The sequence below is a fragment of the Citrobacter sp. Cpo103 genome, from assembly GCF_030332605.1.
Lineage (GTDB): Bacteria > Pseudomonadota > Gammaproteobacteria > Enterobacterales > Enterobacteriaceae > Citrobacter > Citrobacter portucalensis.
The window spans coordinates 83,763-101,986 of sequence record NZ_JAOWHO010000025.1; the positions used below are offsets into that span (position 1 = coordinate 83,763).

Genomic DNA, 18,224 nt, shown 5'->3' on the forward strand with positions numbered 1-18,224 from the left:
CCCGTCACTCTTTAATAGATGGCGACCACAATGAACGCATTTCTTCTTTCTCAGATGCTGGCTGGCATCAGCTTCTTACTGGATATTTCCGCTTTTCATTTTCAACGCCGGGCTATCACTTTAACGCTGCTCACCAGCTCCACTTCTCTGTTAGCTATCCATTTCTATCTTTTGGATCAACACGCTGCAGCTGGGTTAATGATCATTGCCGCATGCCGCTACGCGACAGCCATCGTCACCTTTCACCGCTGGGTGATGTGGGGATTTATGCTGGGGTCGCTGCTGTGTAGCATTTATCTTTGGCAAAATCTGTCGAGTATATTGCCGCTGATGGGAAGCCTGCTGATGACATTTGCGTCATTTCAAAAACGCAGCGGAAAATTACGGGGATACACCTTGTGTGGCAGCCTGTGTTGGCTGCTGAACAATGTGATTGTTGGCTCGCCAGTTGCCGTAATCATGGAACTGGCATTTTCCGGCAGTATTCTGGCCGCCTGGTGGCGTCACAGCGCGGCCAGACGTTGCGGATGCGTATAGATCGTCGCCCTGCCCGGTTTGCAAAAACCCACCAGCGTCAGGTTACAACGTTCGGCAACTTCCACGGCAAGCGTTGTCGCCGCAGAAACAGCAAACAGGATCTCCACACCGCACATCGCCGACTTCTGCACCATCTCATAACTGGCGCGGCTGGAGACTAATACCGCGCCCTGTTGCCAGGTTTCCCCTTCGATTGCACGTCGTCCCAGCAGTTTATCCAACGCAACATGACGTCCAACATCTTCATGCCCGCCCGCCAGATGACCTGACGGTTGTACCCAGGCAGCCGCGTGCGTGCAGCCTGTCAGTTGCCCCACGGGTTGAAAATCCTTGAGATGTCGTAAAGCGTTATCAAGATTCGCCAGATCGAATGTCTGGGTAAACGGCAGCGGCTGGACCGGCTTGCCAATGTCATTGAGCTGCTCCACGCCACAAACGCCGCAACCGGTGCGACCGGCCAGCGCGCGACGACGCTCCTTCAGCCCCATAAAGCGACGGCTGGACAGTTCAACCTGCACTTCCAATCCGTTGCAGGAAGGCACTACGTCCATTCCGTAGATATCCTGCGGGGACTCAATAATGCCTTCAGAAAGTGAAAAACCCATCGCGAAGTGCGCAAGATCTTTCGGTGATGCCATCATCACCACGTGCGAAATCCCGTTGTATACCAGCGCAACAGGCACTTCTTCAGCTACTTCATCAGGCTGAGGATGTTGCAAATCCTCGCGTTTCCAGAGGGTCAGCTGGCGAGATCCTGTCGAAGATGTCACATTCTTGATGTTTTCTTGAATAATCTTATTCACTTTCTTTTAACCATATTGGAACACGCATACCAACATTGTGGTATTCTTTACAAATCCCTCCTGGACGGAGGGAAATTCACCCAATTCTGGACCTTTGCGGTCCCGTCCGCAAAGAAAAATAACAACCACTTCCCTCGCGTTCGCGTTACAGAAAAGCGAAGGGAACGTGACAATGTCGAAACAAGGAGCGAACCATGCAGGTCAGCAGAAGGCAGTTCTTTAAGATCTGCGCTGGCGGTATGGCAGGCACCACGGCAGCGGCACTGGGTTTTGCACCCGGCGTAGCGCTCGCGGAAACACGGCAATATAAACTGCTGCGCACCCGCGAAACCCGTAACACCTGCACTTACTGTTCCGTTGGCTGTGGACTGTTAATGTACAGCCTCGGTGACGGCGCAAAAAACGCCAAAGCATCCATCTTCCATATCGAAGGAGACCCGGATCACCCGGTGAACCGTGGCGCGCTGTGCCCGAAAGGGGCAGGACTTGTGGACTTCATCCACTCCGAAAGCCGCCTGAAATTCCCGGAATATCGCGCACCAGGCTCAGATAAGTGGCAACAGATTAGCTGGGATGAGGCATTTGACCGCATCGCTAAGCTGATGAAAGAAGATCGCGACGCTAACTACGTGGCACAAAACGCTGAAGGCGTAACCGTTAACCGCTGGCTTTCCACCGGAATGCTGTGTGCTTCCGCTTCCAGTAACGAAACCGGCTATTTAACGCAAAAATTCTCCCGCGCGCTCGGTATGCTCGCGGTCGACAACCAGGCACGCGTCTGACACGGACCAACGGTAGCAAGTCTTGCTCCAACATTTGGTCGCGGTGCGATGACCAACCACTGGGTCGACATTAAAAACGCCAACCTCGTCGTGGTGATGGGCGGTAACGCCGCTGAAGCTCACCCGGTCGGATTCCGCTGGGCGATGGAAGCCAAAATTCACAACGGTGCGAAGCTGATTGTTATCGATCCACGCTTTACGCGAACCGCTGCGGTGGCTGATTTCTATGCGCCAATTCGTTCCGGTACTGACATTGCTTTCCTGTCAGGCGTTTTGCTGTACCTGCTGAACAACGAAAAATTCAACCGCGAATATACTGAGGCCTATACCAACGCCAGCCTGATCGTGCGTGAGGATTACGGTTTCGAAGATGGCCTGTTCACCGGCTACGACGCGGACAAACGCAAGTATGACAAAACCAGCTGGAACTACGAGCTGGATGAAAAAGGCTTCGCCAAACGCGATGTCACCCTGCAACATCCGCGCTGCGTGTGGAACCTGCTGAAACAGCACGTCTCCCGCTACACGCCGGACGTCGTAGAAAACATCTGCGGTACGCCAAAGGCCGACTTCCTGAAGGTCTGTGAGTACATCGCAGAAACCAGTGCCAAAGATAAAACCGCGTCGTTCCTGTACGCCCTGGGCTGGACGCAACACTCCGTGGGTGCGCAGAACATCCGTACCATGGCGATGATCCAGTTGCTGCTTGGCAACATGGGGATGGCTGGCGGCGGTGTTAACGCCCTGCGCGGTCACTCCAACATTCAGGGCCTGACCGACTTAGGCCTGCTGTCACAAAGCCTGCCAGGCTATATGACGCTGCCAAGCGAGAAACAGACTGACCTGCAAACCTACCTTGCCGCCAACACGCCAAAACCGTTGCTGGAAGGTCAGGTGAACTACTGGGGCAACTACCCGAAATTCTTCGTTTCGATGATGAAAGCCTTCTTTGGCGATAAAGCGACAGCGGAAAACAGCTGGGGCTTCGACTGGCTGCCGAAGTGGGATAAAGGGTACGACGTCCTGCAGTACTTCGAGATGATGAATCAGGGCAAAGTGAATGGCTATATCTGCCAGGGCTTTAACCCGGTCGCGTCATTCCCGAACAAAAACAAAGTTGTGGCTTCACTGTCCAAACTGAAGTTCCTGGTCACTATCGACCCGCTCAACACCGAGACCTCCACCTTCTGGCAGAACCACGGTGAGTCAAACGATGTTGATCCGTCGAAAATCCAGACCGAAGTATTCCGTCTGCCGTCCACCTGCTTCGCTGAAGAGAACGGTTCTATCGTTAACTCCGGTCGCTGGCTGCAGTGGCACTGGAAAGGCGCGGACGCCCCGGGGATTGCCGTTACCGATGGCGAAATCCTCGCCGGTATCTTCCTGCGTCTGCGCAAGATGTATGCCGAGCAAGGTGGCGCGAACCCTGAACAGGTGCTGAGCATGACCTGGAACTACTCCACCCCGCACGAACCGGCTTCGGAAGAAGTGGCGATGGAGAGTAACGGTAAAGCGCTGGCCGACATTACCGACCCGGCAACCGGTGCGGTTATTGTCAAGAAAGGCCAACAGCTTAGCTCGTTCGCCCAACTGCGTGACGATGGCACGACCTCCAGCGGTTGCTGGATTTTTGCCGGTAGCTGGACGCCGGAAGGCAACCAGATGGCACGTCGCGATAACGCCGACCCGTCAGGCCTTGGTAATACGCTGGGCTGGGCCTGGGCATGGCCGCTTAACCGACGCATTCTGTATAACCGCGCCTCCGCTGATCCGCAGGGGAATCCGTGGGATCCAAAACGTCAGATCCTGAAATGGGATGGGGCGAAGTGGAGCGGGATGGATATTCCGGACTACAGTGCCGCCGCACCTGGCAGCAACGTTGGGCCGTTCATCATGCAGCCGGAAGGGATGGGACGCCTGTTTGCTATCGATAAGATGGCGGAAGGTCCGTTCCCGGAACACTACGAGCCGTTTGAAACGCCGCTGGGAACTAACCCGCTGCACCCGAACGTTATCTCTAACCCTGCCGCACGTATCTTTAAAGGTGACGCGGAAGCACTGGGTAAAGCAGATAAGTTCCCGTACGTCGGTACAACCTACCGTCTGACCGAGCACTTCCACTACTGGACCAAGCATGCGCTGCTGAATGCCATCGCTCAGCCGGAACAGTTTGTGGAAATTGGCGAGAAGCTGGCGAATAAGCTCGGTATCTCCCACGGCGATACCGTCAAAGTCTCCTCTAATCGCGGCTACATTAAGGCCAAGGCGGTGGTGACTAAACGTATTCGCACGCTGAAGGCTAACGGTAAGGATATCGACACTATCGGTATTCCGATTCACTGGGGCTACGAAGGTGTGGCGAAAAAAGGCTTTATCGCTAACACGTTAACGCCATTCGTCGGTGATGCGAACACGCAGACGCCGGAATTTAAGTCCTTCCTCGTGAACGTGGAAAAGGTGTAACGGAGACGACCTATGGCTTATCAATCGCAAGACATCATTCGTCGTTCCGCCACTAACGGTTTCACCCCCGCGCCTCAGGCGCGGGACCATCAGGAAGAAGTGGCGAAGCTTATCGACGTCACCACCTGTATCGGCTGTAAAGCGTGTCAGGTGGCGTGTTCTGAATGGAACGACATCCGTGATGAAGTGGGCAACAACGTTGGGGTGTACGACAACCCGGCTGATTTGACCGCCAAATCCTGGACGGTGATGCGCTTCTCGGAAGTGGAACAAAACGACAAACTGGAATGGCTTATCCGCAAGGATGGCTGTATGCACTGCGCCGATCCGGGCTGCCTGAAGGCGTGTCCGGCTGAAGGCGCAATCATTCAGTATGCCAACGGTATCGTCGACTTCCAGTCTGAGCAGTGCATCGGCTGTGGCTACTGCATCGCGGGCTGCCCGTTCGACGTTCCGCGCCTCAATCCGGAAGACAACCGCGTCTACAAATGTACGCTGTGCGTTGACCGTGTTGTGGTCGGGCAAGAACCGGCCTGCGTGAAAACCTGCCCAACCGGTGCCATTCATTTCGGCACCAAAGAGTCGATGAAAACCCTGGCAGGCGAACGCGTGGCGGAGCTGAAAACGCGTGGTTACGAAAACGCGGGTCTGTACGATCCGGCGGGTGTTGGCGGTACGCACGTAATGTACGTATTGCACCATGCGGACAAACCGAATCTGTATCACGGCCTGCCAGAGAACCCGGAGATCAGCGCTACCGTTAAGTTCTGGAAAGGCATCTGGAAACCCCTCGCAGCCGTCGGCTTTGCAGCGACATTTGCGGCCAGCATCTTCCACTACGTCGGCGTAGGCCCGAACCGTGCGGAAGAGGAAGAAGACAATCTGCATGAAAAAGACGACGAGGTGCGCAAATGAAACGACGTGACACCATCGTGCGCTACACGGCGCCGGAACGCATCAACCACTGGATCACCGCCTTCTGCTTCATTCTTGCGGCGGTGAGCGGGATGGGCTTTCTCTTCCCGTCTTTTAACTGGCTGATGCACATCATGGGCACTCCACAACTGGCGCGAATTGTGCACCCGTTTGTCGGCGTGATCATGTTTGCCTCGTTTATCATCATGTTTTTCCGTTACTGGCACCACAATCTAATCAATCGGGATGATATCTTTTGGGCGAAGAATATTCGTAAGATTGTCGTCAACGAGGAAGTAGGTGACACGGGACGTTATAACTTCGGCCAGAAATGCGTATTCTGGGCGGCGATTATCTTCCTGGTCCTGTTGCTGGTGAGCGGAGTGGTCATCTGGCGTCCGTATTTTGCGCCTGCTTTCTCAATCCCGGTGATCCGATTCGCGTTAATGCTGCATTCATTTGCCGCAGTAGCGTTAATTGTGGTTATCATGGTGCACATTTACGCCGCCCTTTGGGTGAAAGGCACCATTACCGCGATGGTGGAAGGATGGGTTACCAGTTCATGGGCGAAGAAACATCACCCGCGCTGGTACCGTGAAGTCCGCCAGAAACAGGAAAAGTCATCTGAATGAGTATTCGCATAATCCCGCAAGATGAGCTGGAGAAGAGCGAGAAACGCACGGCGGATATGATTCCGCCGTTATTATTCCCCAGACTCAAAAATTTGTATAACCGCCGCGCTGAGCGCCTGCGCGAGCTGGCCGAGAACAACCCGCTGGGCGACTACCTGCGCTTTGCAGCACTGATCGCCCACGCGCAGGAAGTGGTGTTGTACGACCATCCGCTGCAGATGGATCTGACCGCTCGCATCAAAGAAGCGAACGATCAGGGCAAACCGCCGCTGGATATCCACGTTCTGCCACGCGACAAGCACTGGCAAAAACTACTGCAGTCGTTAATTGCTGAGCTGAAACCAGAAATGAGCGGCCCTGCGCTTGCCGTGATCGAAAATCTGGAAAAAGCCTCAGAGCAGGAGCTGGAGCTGATGGCCAGCGCGCTGTTTGCCTCTGATTTCGCCTCCGTCAGCAGCGATAAAGCACCGTTTATTTGGGCTGCCCTGTCGCTCTACTGGGCGCAGATGGCAAGCCTGATCCCCGGCAAAGCCCGTGCGGAATACGGCGAACAGCGTCAGTACTGCCCGGTGTGTGGTTCAATGCCGGTCTCCAGCATGGTGCAAATCGGCACCACTCAGGGGCTGCGCTATCTGCACTGCAACCTGTGCGAAACCGAGTGGCACGTGGTACGCGTGAAGTGCAGCAACTGCGAGCAAAGCCGTGATTTGAACTACTGGTCGCTGGATAACGAACAGGCGGCAATTAAAGCTGAAAGCTGCGGCGACTGCGGGACTTACCTGAAGATTCTCTATCAGGAAAAAGACCCTAAAGTTGAAGCCGTGGCTGACGATCTCGCTTCACTGATGCTGGACGCGCACATGGAGCAAGAGGGCTTTGCCCGCAGCTCCATCAACCCGTTCCTGTTCCCGGGTGAAGGGGAGTAGGTTCTTCGCACTACCGGGCGGCGTAAGTCGCCCGGGTTATAACGTATACGGCGTGACCACGCCAGATATGCCTGCAAAATCCTTGGTATTACGCGTAACCAGTGTAAGACGATGAAGCTGCGCAGTGGCCAAAATAATGGCATCCGGCAATTTCATCCCATGTTCCTGCCTGATACTCACGCTTCGTTCAGCGATATCCTGTGAAATGCTGATCACGTTAAAAGCACCTAGCGCAACGCGAGTGCGGGCTTCCTGATGGTATTTTTTTGCGCCCACCATTACCTCCATCCATGTAATGAGGCTGATTGCGTTCTGTGGCGACCATGTTTCTATCGCTAGTTTTGCTTCATTTCTCCCGCTAAACAGGTCGATTAGGATATTGGTATCAAAAAGCGCTGATCCTTTGACCATTACCATTCCTCACGTAGTTTACGCTGGTATTCAACACCATCTTCCTCACAGCCTTGCCACAGCCCAAGAGCACGTGAAATAGCTGTTTCAGCCTGATCTTGCCTCTCAAGATACTGTTCAACGGCCTCCCGTAAGAGTTCTGCTCGCGGCAGGTTGCGCTGAACCTTGAGGTCATCAAGACGTTTAATCACCTCATCTGATAAATCGAGTAAAATTCTGCCCATATCCATCCCAGCCATCATACTCACATATACCTCCAGTATATCATCAACGATTAATTTTCACACAACATACCCCTGAGAAAAGCGAGAAAATAGCATCCACGCGAACGATTTTTACTTTTGCGAGCCGCTTTCCAGAATCATACCCACCCCCATTTTTCCCATTTTCATTCTTAGTAATCCAGGTTATAAACCTGTATATCCATACAGATAAAGGGAAGTAAAAATGGCACTGGAAAGCGGGATTGCACAGCTGGTTGAGGCATTTATCGCGGCGGGACGCCCTTCTTCACGCGAGCAGAATATTGATGACCGGAGAGCAGGCTACATCGCCAGCACTGCGCTGGCAGGAGAAACTGAAACACGCGTACAAGTTGAAGATATTGAACTCGATGCCATGATGTTTCGCGTAGTTTCGCCGCGGGGCAGCACGGGAAATCTCCCCTGCGTTATCTATTATCACGGTGGCTGCTTTGTCAGCGGCGGATTTGCCACACATGATAACCAGTTAAGGCAACTTGCCTGGTACAGCGGCTGTCGGGTCATTGCGGTGCAGTATCGCCTCGCACCTGAGCACATCTTCCCGGCAGCACATAACGATGCTGAAACCGGGGCCAATATTATCTGGAAGTATGCCCAGAAACTGGGTGTCGACCGCAGCAACATTACGCTGGCTGGCGACAGCGCTGGCGGGCATCTGGCGCTGGTCACCGCACTACGCCTGAAAGCTAGCGGACAATGGCAACCTGCGCAGCTTATGCTGATCTACCCGATGCTGGACGCAACAGCCAGGTTTGCGAGCTATGACCATAATGGACAGGATTACATTATCACCCGCGACACGCTGCTGTCGGGCTACGAGATGTATATTTCGCAAACCGATCCATTGCATCCCGAAGTCAGCCCGCTCTGGCGCGAAGACTTCAACGGCTTACCGACCACGCACATCATTACAGCTGAATTCGACCCACTGCGAGATGAAGGCGAGGCCCTGTATCAACGGTTCCAGGAGCAGGGCGTGGAGTGCACTTGCCAACGCTATCTCGGCGTTATCCACGGATTTTTCCAGTTGGCTGGGGTGAGCCAGGCGGCACGAGGCGTTATGCGGGATGTGGCCTGGCGGCTAGGTCAGTAAGGTTGTTCATGTTTTCGTCCACGGGTGCTATCTTGTGTGAATAGATAACACAAAGGACAAACCTATGCCCAGAACTACCAGCATTACGATTGGTGAGCATCTCGATCGTTTTATTAACGAAATGATTGAAAGTGGGCGCTATGGTTCCACCAGCGAAGTTGTCCGTTCAGCATTACGTTTACTGGAAGAACAAGAATTGCGAAACAACGCATTACGCGACGCGCTGGAGGATGGGATACACAGCGGCACAAGCGACCTGACTCTACAGGAGGTCGCGCACAGGAAAAAGCGCAGTCTGAATGTATAAACTCTCTAATCAGGCAGTCGAAGACTTTGAATCTATCTATGAATACACCTGGAGAAAATTCGGTTATCAGCAGGCGGATAAATACACGACTGAGATGGAACAGCTTTTTTTACTGTTAGAGAAAAACGCTTTGATGGGACACAACTGTTCTGCGATTAAGGAAGGTACCCGTCAATACAATCATCGACAGCATGCGATTTTTTATCAAAATGCGGATTATGGCATTTTCATAATCCGCATTTTACATCAGCAAATGAACCCAATATTGCATTTCAGCTAGAAGGCCTACTCTTCCTCGTTCCCGCCTTCTTCATATGCGCCAAACGGTTTTGCGGGTAGCACAATGTAGGTGCCTTCAAACACCACGCCCGGCGTGTCATCGCCAAACACCCCAACCTGCATCTGAACGCGCGCCTTGCGACCTCTTGCCAGACGGTCCAGGTCACCGCTCAGCGAGCCCAGATCGGCGATAGCGGTAGGTTTCCCGGTGATCGGCCTGCTGTATCGGATATGTGCGTCGGCAAGGATTATCGTCCCGCCCAGATGACGCTCACGCAGCATCAGCCAGATAAGTCCCCAGCCCGTTAGCGTCGCCAGGGAAAACAGACTCCCGGCAAACAGCGTATGGTGCGGGTTCTGATTGCCCGTCTCGGGCATCGTGGTGATAAATTTCTGCCCGGTATATTGCTGAATGCGCACACCCATTTTCTCACTCAATGGAATATGTTCGTACCAGGCTTGCTGTAGCTGTCCGCACCAGTCCCCGCGATGGAGAATGTCGTCCAGCGTCGCAATAGGCTTAATCATCAAAAAGTGACGCACCGGCGTGGTTTGCGGTGTGGTGATTTCTCCCTGGCTCACAAATCCCAGTTTGGCGAAAAATTCGACCGCATCTTCACGGGCGCTACAGGTTACGCGTTTGACTCCTTCCTGACGCGCCACAGACTCCAGGGTCATCGCCATCAGCGTGCCCAACCCTTTCTCCTGCACGGAAGGGTCAACGGCCATAAAGCGTATGGAGGCTTCGTTATCCGCATTGATATACAGTCGGCCAACTGCGACCAGATTTCCGTCTTCGTCCACCACCATCTGGTGATGCGCCATCGCATCCCAGGCATCCCGTTCGGAGCCTTTAGGCTGGTGCAAAGGTTTACGCAGCATCTCCCAGCGAAACTGGTAGTAACGCTCCAATTCTTCTTCTGTTTGCGGTACTCGAAGGTGATACATAGTCGTATTCTCTCTTGTTGTCCGCGGCCACACCGGTAGCTGGTTCATACTTGTAACCAGAACGTCACGGGGCCATCATTAACCAGTGAAACCTGCATATCCGCAGCGAATCGACCGGTTTGCGTATTCATTTCCTGTTGGCGGCAACGCTCAACAAAGTACTCATACAACGCCTCTGCACGATCGGGCGCAGCCCCTTTTGAAAACCCCGGGCGCATGCCGCGTTCGGTATCTGCCGCCAGCGTGAACTGTGAAACCACCAGCACGCTGCCCCCTGACTGCTGCACGTTAAGGTTCATTTTGCCTTCGACATCGCTAAAGATTCGATAGCCGAGTACGCGCTCGCACAGGCGGTTCGCTTTCTGTTCGTCATCATCCCTTTCGACACCTAACAGGACCAAAAGTCCTGGGCCAATTTCACCCGTCACCTCGCCCTCCACGGTGACGCTGGCACGGGTTACGCGCTGAATTAATGCAATCATGGTTGCTCTGCTTCTTCTTGTTCTGCGGCTTGTTTAAGTTTGCGGTATTCCCCGAGAGTGACAGTTATTTCCGCGCCTAGCAAGACGATACACCAGGTCCAGTATACCCAGACGAATAAAATGGGGATCACCGCCAGGACACCGTAAATGAGCTGATAAGACGGGAACATCGTGATATAGAGCGCAAATCCTTTCTTTCCGGTTTCGAACAACACAGCGGCCACAAAGGCGCCAATAACTGCATCACGGTTGGGTACACGCGTAGTCGGTACGATGCTGTATAGCAGCCAGAACGAGAGCCAGGAAAGCACCAGCGGGAAAATACGCAGGACGTTATCAATCACCGTGTTGAGATCGCTGGCCCAGCGCAATGACAACAGATAAGAGCTGATTGCCAGACTCGCCCCCGCCAACAGCGGCCCCAGCGTTAAAATCATCCAGTAAACGGCGAAAGAGTAAACTTTAGGCCGAGTACGCTTGCTGCGCCAGATAGTATTCAGGGCGTTATCAATGGAATACATCAGTAATAACGCTGTCACAATCAGCCCGCACGCCCCAACGGCCGTCATTTTGTTCGAGTTGGCGACGAACTGTTCGATATAACGCTGAATGACATCTCCCGTCGCCGGGATAAAGTTTGCGAAAATGAAATGACGTAGCTGAACACTGACGTCAGAAAACATCGGAAATGCGGCGAAAAGAGCAAAAACTACGGCAATAAGCGGCACTAATGAGAGCAATGAGACATAGGCAAGATTCCCTGCCAGCGTCGTCATGTTGTCCTCATCAATCCGCTGCCATAGTAGCTTCAGCCAGGCCCGAACAGGACGCGTATGGTGCCTGGCTTGTTGCTGAACATTTTTTAGCATAGCAACTTCGCGAAATAGTCCGGAATGGTCGTTTTATCGACAACCTGGATGCTGGTAATCCCTAACCGATTAGCCCCTTCAATATTATCGGCGTTGTCGTCGAAAAATACCGCCTCATGCGCAGAAAAACCTTCAGACTGCAGGACATGCTGGTAAATCCGCGCTTCCGGTTTACGCATGCCCAGATCCTGGGAAAGGTAAATATGGTCAGCAGCCTGGCGGATTTCGGGGTATTCGTCCGGCCAGAACGTCGTGTGCAGACGGTTAGTATTCGACAAGACGACCACCCGATGCCCCTGCTCACGCAGCTTTTGCATGACGTCGATGACTTCAGGACGCAAGGCAACAAAAACGGCCTGCCAGCCATGGGAGAACTGCTCATAGCTTAACGGTAGCGCCATGTCATGACATATCGCCTCGGCAAAGGCTTCATCCGTTATTTCACCTCGCTCGTGCTGGTGAAAAGCCTCTCCCATGGTGAAACTTTGCTTTAACGAAGCCAGCGGTACACGGCTCAGATCGCTCCAAGTTCCTAACACGCGATTGAAGTCGATATCGACAATCACATTACCCAAATCAAAGATATAGAGCATGCCCTTCTCCTTATTCGCCGTGGATGAATAACTGTAGCGGGAAAGGAGAAGTTTGACTATGCGAGAGTGATGGCTACGAACTTATCGAGCCATCATTGGGGAGAATTACACTGCCAGAACATCATCCTGTGAAGGACTCACCTGCACAATTTCTACCTGCTGTGACTGGAGTAAATTATGCAGGGCCGGGCCTGGGTACTCATCGGTAAACAGCGCGGTCACCTGAGACACGTTGCCAATTTCTACCGCGGCAGAAGCCGTATATTTCGTATGATCCGCAGCCAACAGAATATGCCTTGAATGGGCCATCATCGTCTTCACTACGCTGGCCTCGTTGACATCAAACTCCAGCAGCGCACCATCATTTTCGATCGCGCCAACGCTGGTAACCAGGTAGTCGGCCCGAAAATCAGCGACAAATGCCGAGGCAGAAGGGCCAATGATGCCGCTGTTATGCGGGCGTAACGTTCCCCCCGGCACCATGACTTCAAAACGTGGGTTGTTATACAGAATGTGCGCCACGCGTAGGCTATTGGTAATAATGCGCAAATGATTATGGTTTAACAGCGCGCGTGCTACCTGCTCAACGGTGGTGCCAATAGTAATAAACACCGTTGACCCATCGGGAATATAATCAGCCACCGCTTCCGCGATGGCTTTTTTCTCTTCCGTCCAGGAGACTTCACGCTGCTCAAACGCCGTATTCACCACGCTGGAAGCTCTGCCCGCGCCACCATGATGACGCGTAATTAATCCCTGCTCACTGAGTTTACGAATATCACGACGCACGGTTTGCGTGGACACGTCCAGCAGGCTGGCCAGCTCGTCGATATTCATATAACCGCGCTCGCTAATCAGCATAAGCAGTTGATCGTGTCGCGGGTTACCGGTCAGTTCGGTAAGACTCATGAAATTTCCTCGAAAAACCATTGCCCTGGCATTTTATACAAAAAGTGACAGAAAAGATCGGGTTTGATCACAGTCAGGGATTCCGGCCCTTCCTCCCGGACGCGTGCATTTTAACGCAGCAACTCCGCTGGCAAACCTGACGGCCTCTTCTGGAGCATCGCCTCCAGCCAGGCTGAATGCGAGCGCACCGTGGAAAACATCTCCAGCTCCCGTAGTATCCACAACATCAACTTTAAATCCAGATTGATGCTGCAACGTATTATTTTTTATCCAGTCACAGCCTTCGCTCCCTCGTGTCACATAAACATGACCATTTGTGAGCGTTTTTGCTTGTTTCAGTCCAGCTTCAGAATCATTTATCCCGGTTAAACGTGCCAGACCAGGTTCAGAGAACGCAGCATGATCGCTTAACGCCACCAGCTCGCTGATATCTTGTGGCGTTACGTCACCATCCAGTACTGTCATCACTCCCGCCTGACGCGCCAGCGTGAACGCCTTTCTGGCCCCTTCATGCCAGCGAACATCCGCCAACACCACATCCCACTGGGAAAAATCGATCTCATTCAGCCAATCAGCATCCGGCAATAAATCCGGGCTGGGATAGTTAACGATAATCCGCTCCCCTTGCGCATCAACCATAATTGCCGATTGCGAAGACTTCGCCCCTGCATAGCGCCGGGTGTAGCGGGTATTTACCCCCAGGGATTCCAGCTCCGCCAGCAGGCTATTTCCGGTGTCGTCATCGCCCACACGGCCAATAAAGTCCACCTGTGCGCCCAGCTTCGCTGCAGCCACTGCGGCCGTTGCAGCAGGCCCGCCGCCCACTTCCGTATAACGCTTCGCCACATACTTACCTCCTTCAGTCGGTAAACCTTCCACGTAATAGATGCGATCCATCACGGCAATACCTACACAAGCAATACGAATCATGGTCATTCCTTAGGCGTTTCAAGATGGGACCATTTTAATTTCACAAAATGTTTAAAAAGTGACGGCTGTCAATTTTTTGACCATAAATTACAAATACGATCAAAAACAGACAAAAACAAACGACCTTAAATGACAAAAAATGACATCCACGTCTCAGGAGAACGTTATGGCAGTTATAGCATTTATCGGATTAGGTCAGATGGGTTCACCCATGGCGAGCAACTTGCTGAAGCAGGGTCACCAACTCAGCGTCTTTGACGTTAACCCGGATGCCGTTCAGCGCCTGGTGGAAAAAGGAGCACAGCCTGCCAGCAACCCGGCTCAGGCAGCAAAAGGGGCGGAATTTGTCATCACCATGCTGCCAAATGGCGATCTGGTGCGTAGCGTACTGTTCGGCGAGCAAGGTATCTGCGAAAGCCTCTCCCCGCAGGCATTAGTGATTGATATGTCGACTATTCACCCACTGCAAACCGACAAGCTGATCGCCGATATGCGTGCCAAAGGCTTCGACATGATGGATTGCCCGGTTGGGCGTACCTCCGATCACGCTATCGCGGGAACGCTGTTGCTGCTGGCAGGCGGAACAGCACAGCAGGTAGAACGCGCCGCACCGGTTCTGATGGCGATGGGTAATGAACTGATCAATGCAGGGGGTCCCGGCATGGGGATCCGCGTGAAACTCATCAACAACTACATGAGTATCGCACTGAACGCTCTTTCTGCCGAAGCAGCCGTGTTGTGCGAGGCACTTGGCCTCTCCTTTGATGTGGCCTTGCAAGTTATGAGCGGTACCCCCGCCGGGAAAGGCCACTTCACTACCTCCTGGCCGAACAAAGTGCTGAAAGGCGATCTTTCCCCGGCATTCATGATCGATTTAGCTCACAAGGATCTTGGCATCGCGCTGGACGTTGCCAACCAACTGCATGTGCCGATGCCGCTCGGTGCTGCCTCCCGCGAAGTCTATAACCAGGCGCGTGCCGCTGGCCGTGGCCGGGAAGACTGGACGGCCATTCTTGAACAGGTTCGCGCATCCGCCGGGCTAAATAAACACACAGATAAGTAAGGACTGAGCAATGACGAAGTACACCCTGAAAGATATCACCCGAGCTTCTGGCGGATTTGCCATGCTGGCGGTCGATCAGCGCGAAGCCATGCGCTTAATGTTTGCCGCAGCAGGTGCAAAATCCCCGGTCAATGACAGCGTACTGACCGATTTCAAAGTCAATGCGGCGAAGATCCTGTCCCCCTATGCCTCCGCCATTCTGGTCGATCAGCAGTTCTGCTACCGCCAGGTTGTAGAGCAAAACGCGGTCGCCAAAAGCTGCGCCATGATTGTGGCCGCTGATGAGTTTATTCCGGGTAACGGAATCCCGGTCGATAGCGTGGTGATTGATAAAAAAATCAACCCGCAGGCCGTGAAGCAAGATGGTGCTAAGGCTCTCAAACTGCTGGTGCTGTGGCGTAGCGATGAAGATGCCCAACAGCGTCTTGATATGGTGAAAGAATTCAATGAGCTATGCCATTCCAATGGCCTGCTGAGCATCATCGAGCCGGTTGTTCGCCCACCGCGTCGTGGCGATAAGTTCGATCGCGAACAGGCCATTATCGATGCCGCAAAAGAACTGGGTGATAGCGGTGCCGATCTCTACAAGGTCGAAATGCCGCTGTACGGCAAAGGTACCCAACAAGAATTGCTTAGCGCCTCTCTGCGCCTGAATGAAAACATCAACATGCCGTGGGTCATTCTCTCCTCTGGTGTAGATGAAAAACTGTTCCCGCGCGCAGTCAGCGTAGCAATGACCGCAGGCGCATCTGGCTTCCTGGCCGGACGTGCGGTCTGGTCATCGGTTGTTGGCCTGCCGGATACCGAACTGATGCTGCGTGATGTTTCCGCACCTAAATTGCAACGCCTGGGCGATATCGTCGACGAAATGATGGCCCGGCGCTAAGAGGATCTAAGAATGAAATGGTTCAACACCCTAAGCCACAACCGTTGGCTGGAGCAAGAAACCGACCGCATCTTTAACTTTGGTAAGAATGCGGCGGTACCCACCGGATTTGGCTGGCTGGGAAACAGTGGTCAGGTCAGAGCAGATATGGGGACACATCTGTGGATCACCGCCCGCATGCTGCACGTCTACTCCGTTGCCGCGTCAATGGGTCGTCCTGGCGCATATCAGCTAGTCGATCATGGCATTAAAGCACTGAATGGCGCGCTGCGCGACACTCGCTACGGCGGTTGGTACGCCTGCGTAAATGACGAAGGCGTTATGGACGCCTCCAAACAGGGCTATCAGCATTTCTTTGTTTTGCTCGGTGCGGCAAGTGCGGTCACCACCGGTCATCCGCAGGCCAGGCAATTGTTGGATGACGCTATCGACGTGATTGAAAAGTACTTCTGGAGTGAAGAAGAGCAGATGTGCCTGGAATCCTGGGACGAAGCTTTCAGCCAGACGGAAGATTACCGCGGCGGTAACGCCAACATGCACGCGGTCGAGGCTTTCCTGATCGTGTATGACGTTACCCATGACCGTAAATGGCTCGATCGCGCACTGCGAATTGCATCGGTGATTATTCATGACGTAGCCCGCAGCGGGGAGTATCGCGTTAACGAACACTTCGATTCACAGTGGAACCCAATCCGCGATTACAACAAGGATAACCCAGCTCACCGTTTCCGCGCTTACGGCGGCACGCCGGGCCACTGGATCGAATGGGGTCGCCTGATGCTGCATCTGCATGCCGCACTGGAAGCCCGCTTCGAAACGCCTCCCGCCTGGCTGCTGGAAGATGCCAAAGGCTTGTTCCACGCCACCATCCGTGATGCCTGGGCACCAGACGGTGCAGATGGTTTTGTCTATTCGGTGGACTGGGATGGTAAACCCATAGTTCGCGAAAGAGTGCGTTGGCCGATAGTCGAAGCCATGGGTACCGCCTATGCCTTGTATACCCTCACCGGCGACAGCCAGTACGAAGCCTGGTACCAGAAGTGGTGGGATTACTGCATCACATATCTGATGGACTACGAGACCGGTTCATGGTGGCAGGAACTGGATACCGATAACAAGGTGACGACCAAAGTCTGGGACGGTAAGCAGGACATTTATCACCTGCTGCACTGCCTGGTGATCCCGCGTCTACCGCTGGCTCCGGGCCTTGCTCCGGCAGTGGCTGCCGGTCTGCTGGATATCAACGCTAAATAAGTAACAAGGTGAGCAGCCATGCATAACGGTGGAAAAACCATTCATCTTCAAGCCGGAAACTTCCAGGCGAAAATCGTCACGGTTGGTGCTGGACTAGCAGAATTGACGCACCGTGGGCGTCACATTGTGATTCCACATAAGCCGGAAGAGATGCCGCTGGCACATTTAGGAAAAGTGCTGGTTCCCTGGCCAAACCGCGTTGCAAATGGCTGCTATCAACATAACGGCAAGACCTTCCAACTTGCCGTTAACGACCCTGTTTCACATACCGCCATCCATGGATTGCTGGCCTGGCGGGACTGGCAGATTAATCAACTGTCGAACACGGAAGTGTCGTTGACGATTTTTCTTCCGCCCTCTTATGGCTATCCCTTTGCGCTGGTTTCAGAGGTGATTTACCGACTGGAGGCAGACAGCGGATTGCACGTCATTATTCGGACACAGAATGTGGGTGACGAAATTGCACCCTATGGCGCGGGAGCACACCCCTACCTGACCTGCAATCAGCACCCTATCGATGACTGTGAATTAACACTCCCAGCGAGTGAAGAAACATGCGATGAACGGGATTTCACAACGCAGCGACGCATTGCGCAGACCACTATCGATCATACGTTCAGGACCATGCCACCTGACGCTGAGTGGGAAGTCAGGATAACCAGTCCATCGCAAAACATGTCCACTTTTTTACGCAGCCACCAGCCCTGGCTACAGGTGTACACCGGCGAAAAATTAGCACGGCGTGGCCTTGCGGTTGAACCGATGACCTGCCCGCCAGACGCCTTTAACTCCGGAATTAGCCTGATTCATCTCGCGCCCGGAGAAACACATCAAATGCATTTTTTAATCGGCAGTGAATAACAGATTTCCGACAAATTA

General features: G+C 53.4%; 21 protein-coding genes. 12 read left to right on the forward strand and 9 right to left on the reverse strand.

The genetic code is table 11. The annotated features are described in order from the left end of the window. Window positions 1-30: 30 nt before the first annotated feature. Complete coding sequence (locus tag OGX89_RS07565; RefSeq protein ID WP_003825266.1) at window positions 31-537, forward strand: YgjV family protein; 507 nt, start codon at window positions 31-33, stop codon at window positions 535-537. Here the strand turns inward: OGX89_RS07565 and fdhD are convergent. Then, window positions 504-1,340 carry a formate dehydrogenase accessory sulfurtransferase FdhD gene (fdhD, locus tag OGX89_RS07570; RefSeq protein WP_126957447.1) on the reverse strand — a complete coding sequence of 279 codons (837 nt, stop codon included), beginning with the start codon at window positions 1,338-1,340 and terminating at the stop codon, window positions 504-506. The two genes, OGX89_RS07565 and fdhD, sit on opposite strands and share 34 nt — an antisense overlap. Before the next feature lie 194 nt (window positions 1,341-1,534). On the opposite strand from fdhD, the gene fdnG reads away from it, so the two are divergent. Genes fdnG through fdhE form a run of 4 tightly spaced genes read left to right on the forward strand, consistent with a single transcriptional unit; the run spans window position 1,535 to window position 7,058 of the window. Then, window positions 1,535-4,585 (forward strand): formate dehydrogenase-N subunit alpha, encoded by a 3,051-nt coding sequence (gene fdnG, locus OGX89_RS07575; protein ID WP_100193805.1) that lies wholly within the window; start codon window positions 1,535-1,537, stop codon window positions 4,583-4,585. Window positions 4,586-4,597: 12 nt separating this feature from the next. Beyond that, complete coding sequence (gene fdoH, locus OGX89_RS07580) at window positions 4,598-5,500, forward strand: formate dehydrogenase O subunit beta (RefSeq protein ID WP_003825273.1); 903 nt, start codon at window positions 4,598-4,600, stop codon at window positions 5,498-5,500. Further along, complete coding sequence (gene fdoI, locus OGX89_RS07585) at window positions 5,497-6,132, forward strand: formate dehydrogenase cytochrome b556 subunit (RefSeq protein WP_003028686.1); 636 nt, start codon at window positions 5,497-5,499, stop codon at window positions 6,130-6,132. The genes fdoH and fdoI overlap by 4 nt, the downstream gene beginning before the upstream one ends. Continuing rightward, window positions 6,129-7,058, forward strand: a complete 930-nt coding sequence (fdhE, locus tag OGX89_RS07590; protein WP_003028685.1) for a formate dehydrogenase accessory protein FdhE — start codon at window positions 6,129-6,131, stop codon at window positions 7,056-7,058. The genes fdoI and fdhE overlap by 4 nt, the downstream gene beginning before the upstream one ends. A 36-nt stretch (window positions 7,059-7,094) precedes the next feature. Here fdhE and OGX89_RS07595 read toward each other — a convergent pair whose 3' ends face one another. After that, complete coding sequence (locus OGX89_RS07595) at window positions 7,095-7,469, reverse strand: type II toxin-antitoxin system VapC family toxin (protein WP_126957449.1); 375 nt, start codon at window positions 7,467-7,469, stop codon at window positions 7,095-7,097. Further along, window positions 7,469-7,711: a ribbon-helix-helix domain-containing protein gene (locus tag OGX89_RS07600; RefSeq protein ID WP_003825279.1), complete on the reverse strand. Its 243-nt coding sequence runs from the start codon at window positions 7,709-7,711 to the stop codon at window positions 7,469-7,471. The genes OGX89_RS07595 and OGX89_RS07600 overlap by 1 nt, the downstream gene beginning before the upstream one ends. A gap of 205 nt (window positions 7,712-7,916) precedes the next feature. On the opposite strand from OGX89_RS07600, the gene OGX89_RS07605 reads away from it, so the two are divergent. From OGX89_RS07605 to OGX89_RS07615, 3 genes are all read left to right on the forward strand, one after another. Then, window positions 7,917-8,825 carry an alpha/beta hydrolase gene (locus tag OGX89_RS07605; protein WP_126957451.1) on the forward strand — a complete coding sequence of 303 codons (909 nt, stop codon included), beginning with the start codon at window positions 7,917-7,919 and terminating at the stop codon, window positions 8,823-8,825. Between the two features lie 64 nt (window positions 8,826-8,889). Continuing rightward, a complete protein-coding gene (locus OGX89_RS07610) occupies window positions 8,890-9,132 on the forward strand; it encodes a type II toxin-antitoxin system ParD family antitoxin (RefSeq protein WP_003825282.1) in 243 nt (80 codons plus the stop codon). Continuing rightward, the gene (locus tag OGX89_RS07615) at window positions 9,125-9,412 is read left to right on the forward strand and encodes a type II toxin-antitoxin system RelE/ParE family toxin (protein ID WP_003825284.1); all 288 of its coding nucleotides are present in this window, start codon (window positions 9,125-9,127) and stop codon (window positions 9,410-9,412) included. Before OGX89_RS07610 ends, OGX89_RS07615 begins: the two co-directional genes overlap by 8 nt. Before the next feature lie 5 nt (window positions 9,413-9,417). Here the strand turns inward: OGX89_RS07615 and fabY are convergent, their stop codons facing one another. The 6 genes from fabY to OGX89_RS07645 all read right to left on the reverse strand — a co-directional run bounded on the left by fabY (window position 9,418) and on the right by OGX89_RS07645 (window position 14,142). Continuing rightward, entirely contained in the window at window positions 9,418-10,359 is a 942-nt protein-coding gene (gene fabY, locus OGX89_RS07620) for a fatty acid biosynthesis protein FabY (RefSeq protein WP_164563265.1), read from the reverse strand. Between the two features lie 44 nt (window positions 10,360-10,403). Further along, window positions 10,404-10,841, reverse strand: coding sequence for a D-aminoacyl-tRNA deacylase (dtd, locus tag OGX89_RS07625; RefSeq protein WP_126957455.1), 438 nt, complete (start codon window positions 10,839-10,841; stop codon window positions 10,404-10,406). Then, a complete protein-coding gene (locus OGX89_RS07630; protein WP_008786998.1) occupies window positions 10,838-11,710 on the reverse strand; it encodes a virulence factor BrkB family protein in 873 nt (290 codons plus the stop codon). Before OGX89_RS07630 ends, dtd begins: the two co-directional genes overlap by 4 nt. After that, complete coding sequence (yihX, locus tag OGX89_RS07635; RefSeq protein WP_003825293.1) at window positions 11,704-12,303, reverse strand: glucose-1-phosphatase; 600 nt, start codon at window positions 12,301-12,303, stop codon at window positions 11,704-11,706. The genes OGX89_RS07630 and yihX overlap by 7 nt, the downstream gene beginning before the upstream one ends. Window positions 12,304-12,408: 105 nt before the next feature. Next, window positions 12,409-13,212 (reverse strand): DeoR/GlpR family DNA-binding transcription regulator, encoded by an 804-nt coding sequence (locus OGX89_RS07640; RefSeq protein ID WP_063941731.1) that lies wholly within the window; start codon window positions 13,210-13,212, stop codon window positions 12,409-12,411. Between the two features lie 33 nt (window positions 13,213-13,245). Further along, window positions 13,246-14,142 (reverse strand): sugar kinase, encoded by an 897-nt coding sequence (locus tag OGX89_RS07645; protein WP_126957457.1) that lies wholly within the window; start codon window positions 14,140-14,142, stop codon window positions 13,246-13,248. A gap of 166 nt (window positions 14,143-14,308) precedes the next feature. Here OGX89_RS07645 and yihU point away from each other — a divergent pair, with 166 nt between their 5' ends. From yihU to OGX89_RS07665, 4 genes are read left to right on the forward strand one after another with little or no spacing between them, the layout of a single operon-like run. Continuing rightward, entirely contained in the window at window positions 14,309-15,205 is an 897-nt protein-coding gene (yihU, locus tag OGX89_RS07650; RefSeq protein WP_048227546.1) for a sulfolactaldehyde 3-reductase, read from the forward strand. A 10-nt stretch (window positions 15,206-15,215) separates the two neighbouring features. Further along, window positions 15,216-16,091: a sulfofructosephosphate aldolase gene (gene yihT, locus OGX89_RS07655; RefSeq protein ID WP_003825301.1), complete on the forward strand. Its 876-nt coding sequence runs from the start codon at window positions 15,216-15,218 to the stop codon at window positions 16,089-16,091. A 12-nt stretch (window positions 16,092-16,103) separates the two neighbouring features. Then, window positions 16,104-17,345 carry a sulfoquinovose isomerase gene (yihS, locus tag OGX89_RS07660; protein ID WP_126957459.1) on the forward strand — a complete coding sequence of 414 codons (1,242 nt, stop codon included), beginning with the start codon at window positions 16,104-16,106 and terminating at the stop codon, window positions 17,343-17,345. Between the two features lie 18 nt (window positions 17,346-17,363). Further along, window positions 17,364-18,206, forward strand: coding sequence for an aldose-1-epimerase (locus tag OGX89_RS07665; protein WP_126957461.1), 843 nt, complete (start codon window positions 17,364-17,366; stop codon window positions 18,204-18,206). The last annotated feature ends 18 nt before the right edge of the window (window positions 18,207-18,224 follow it).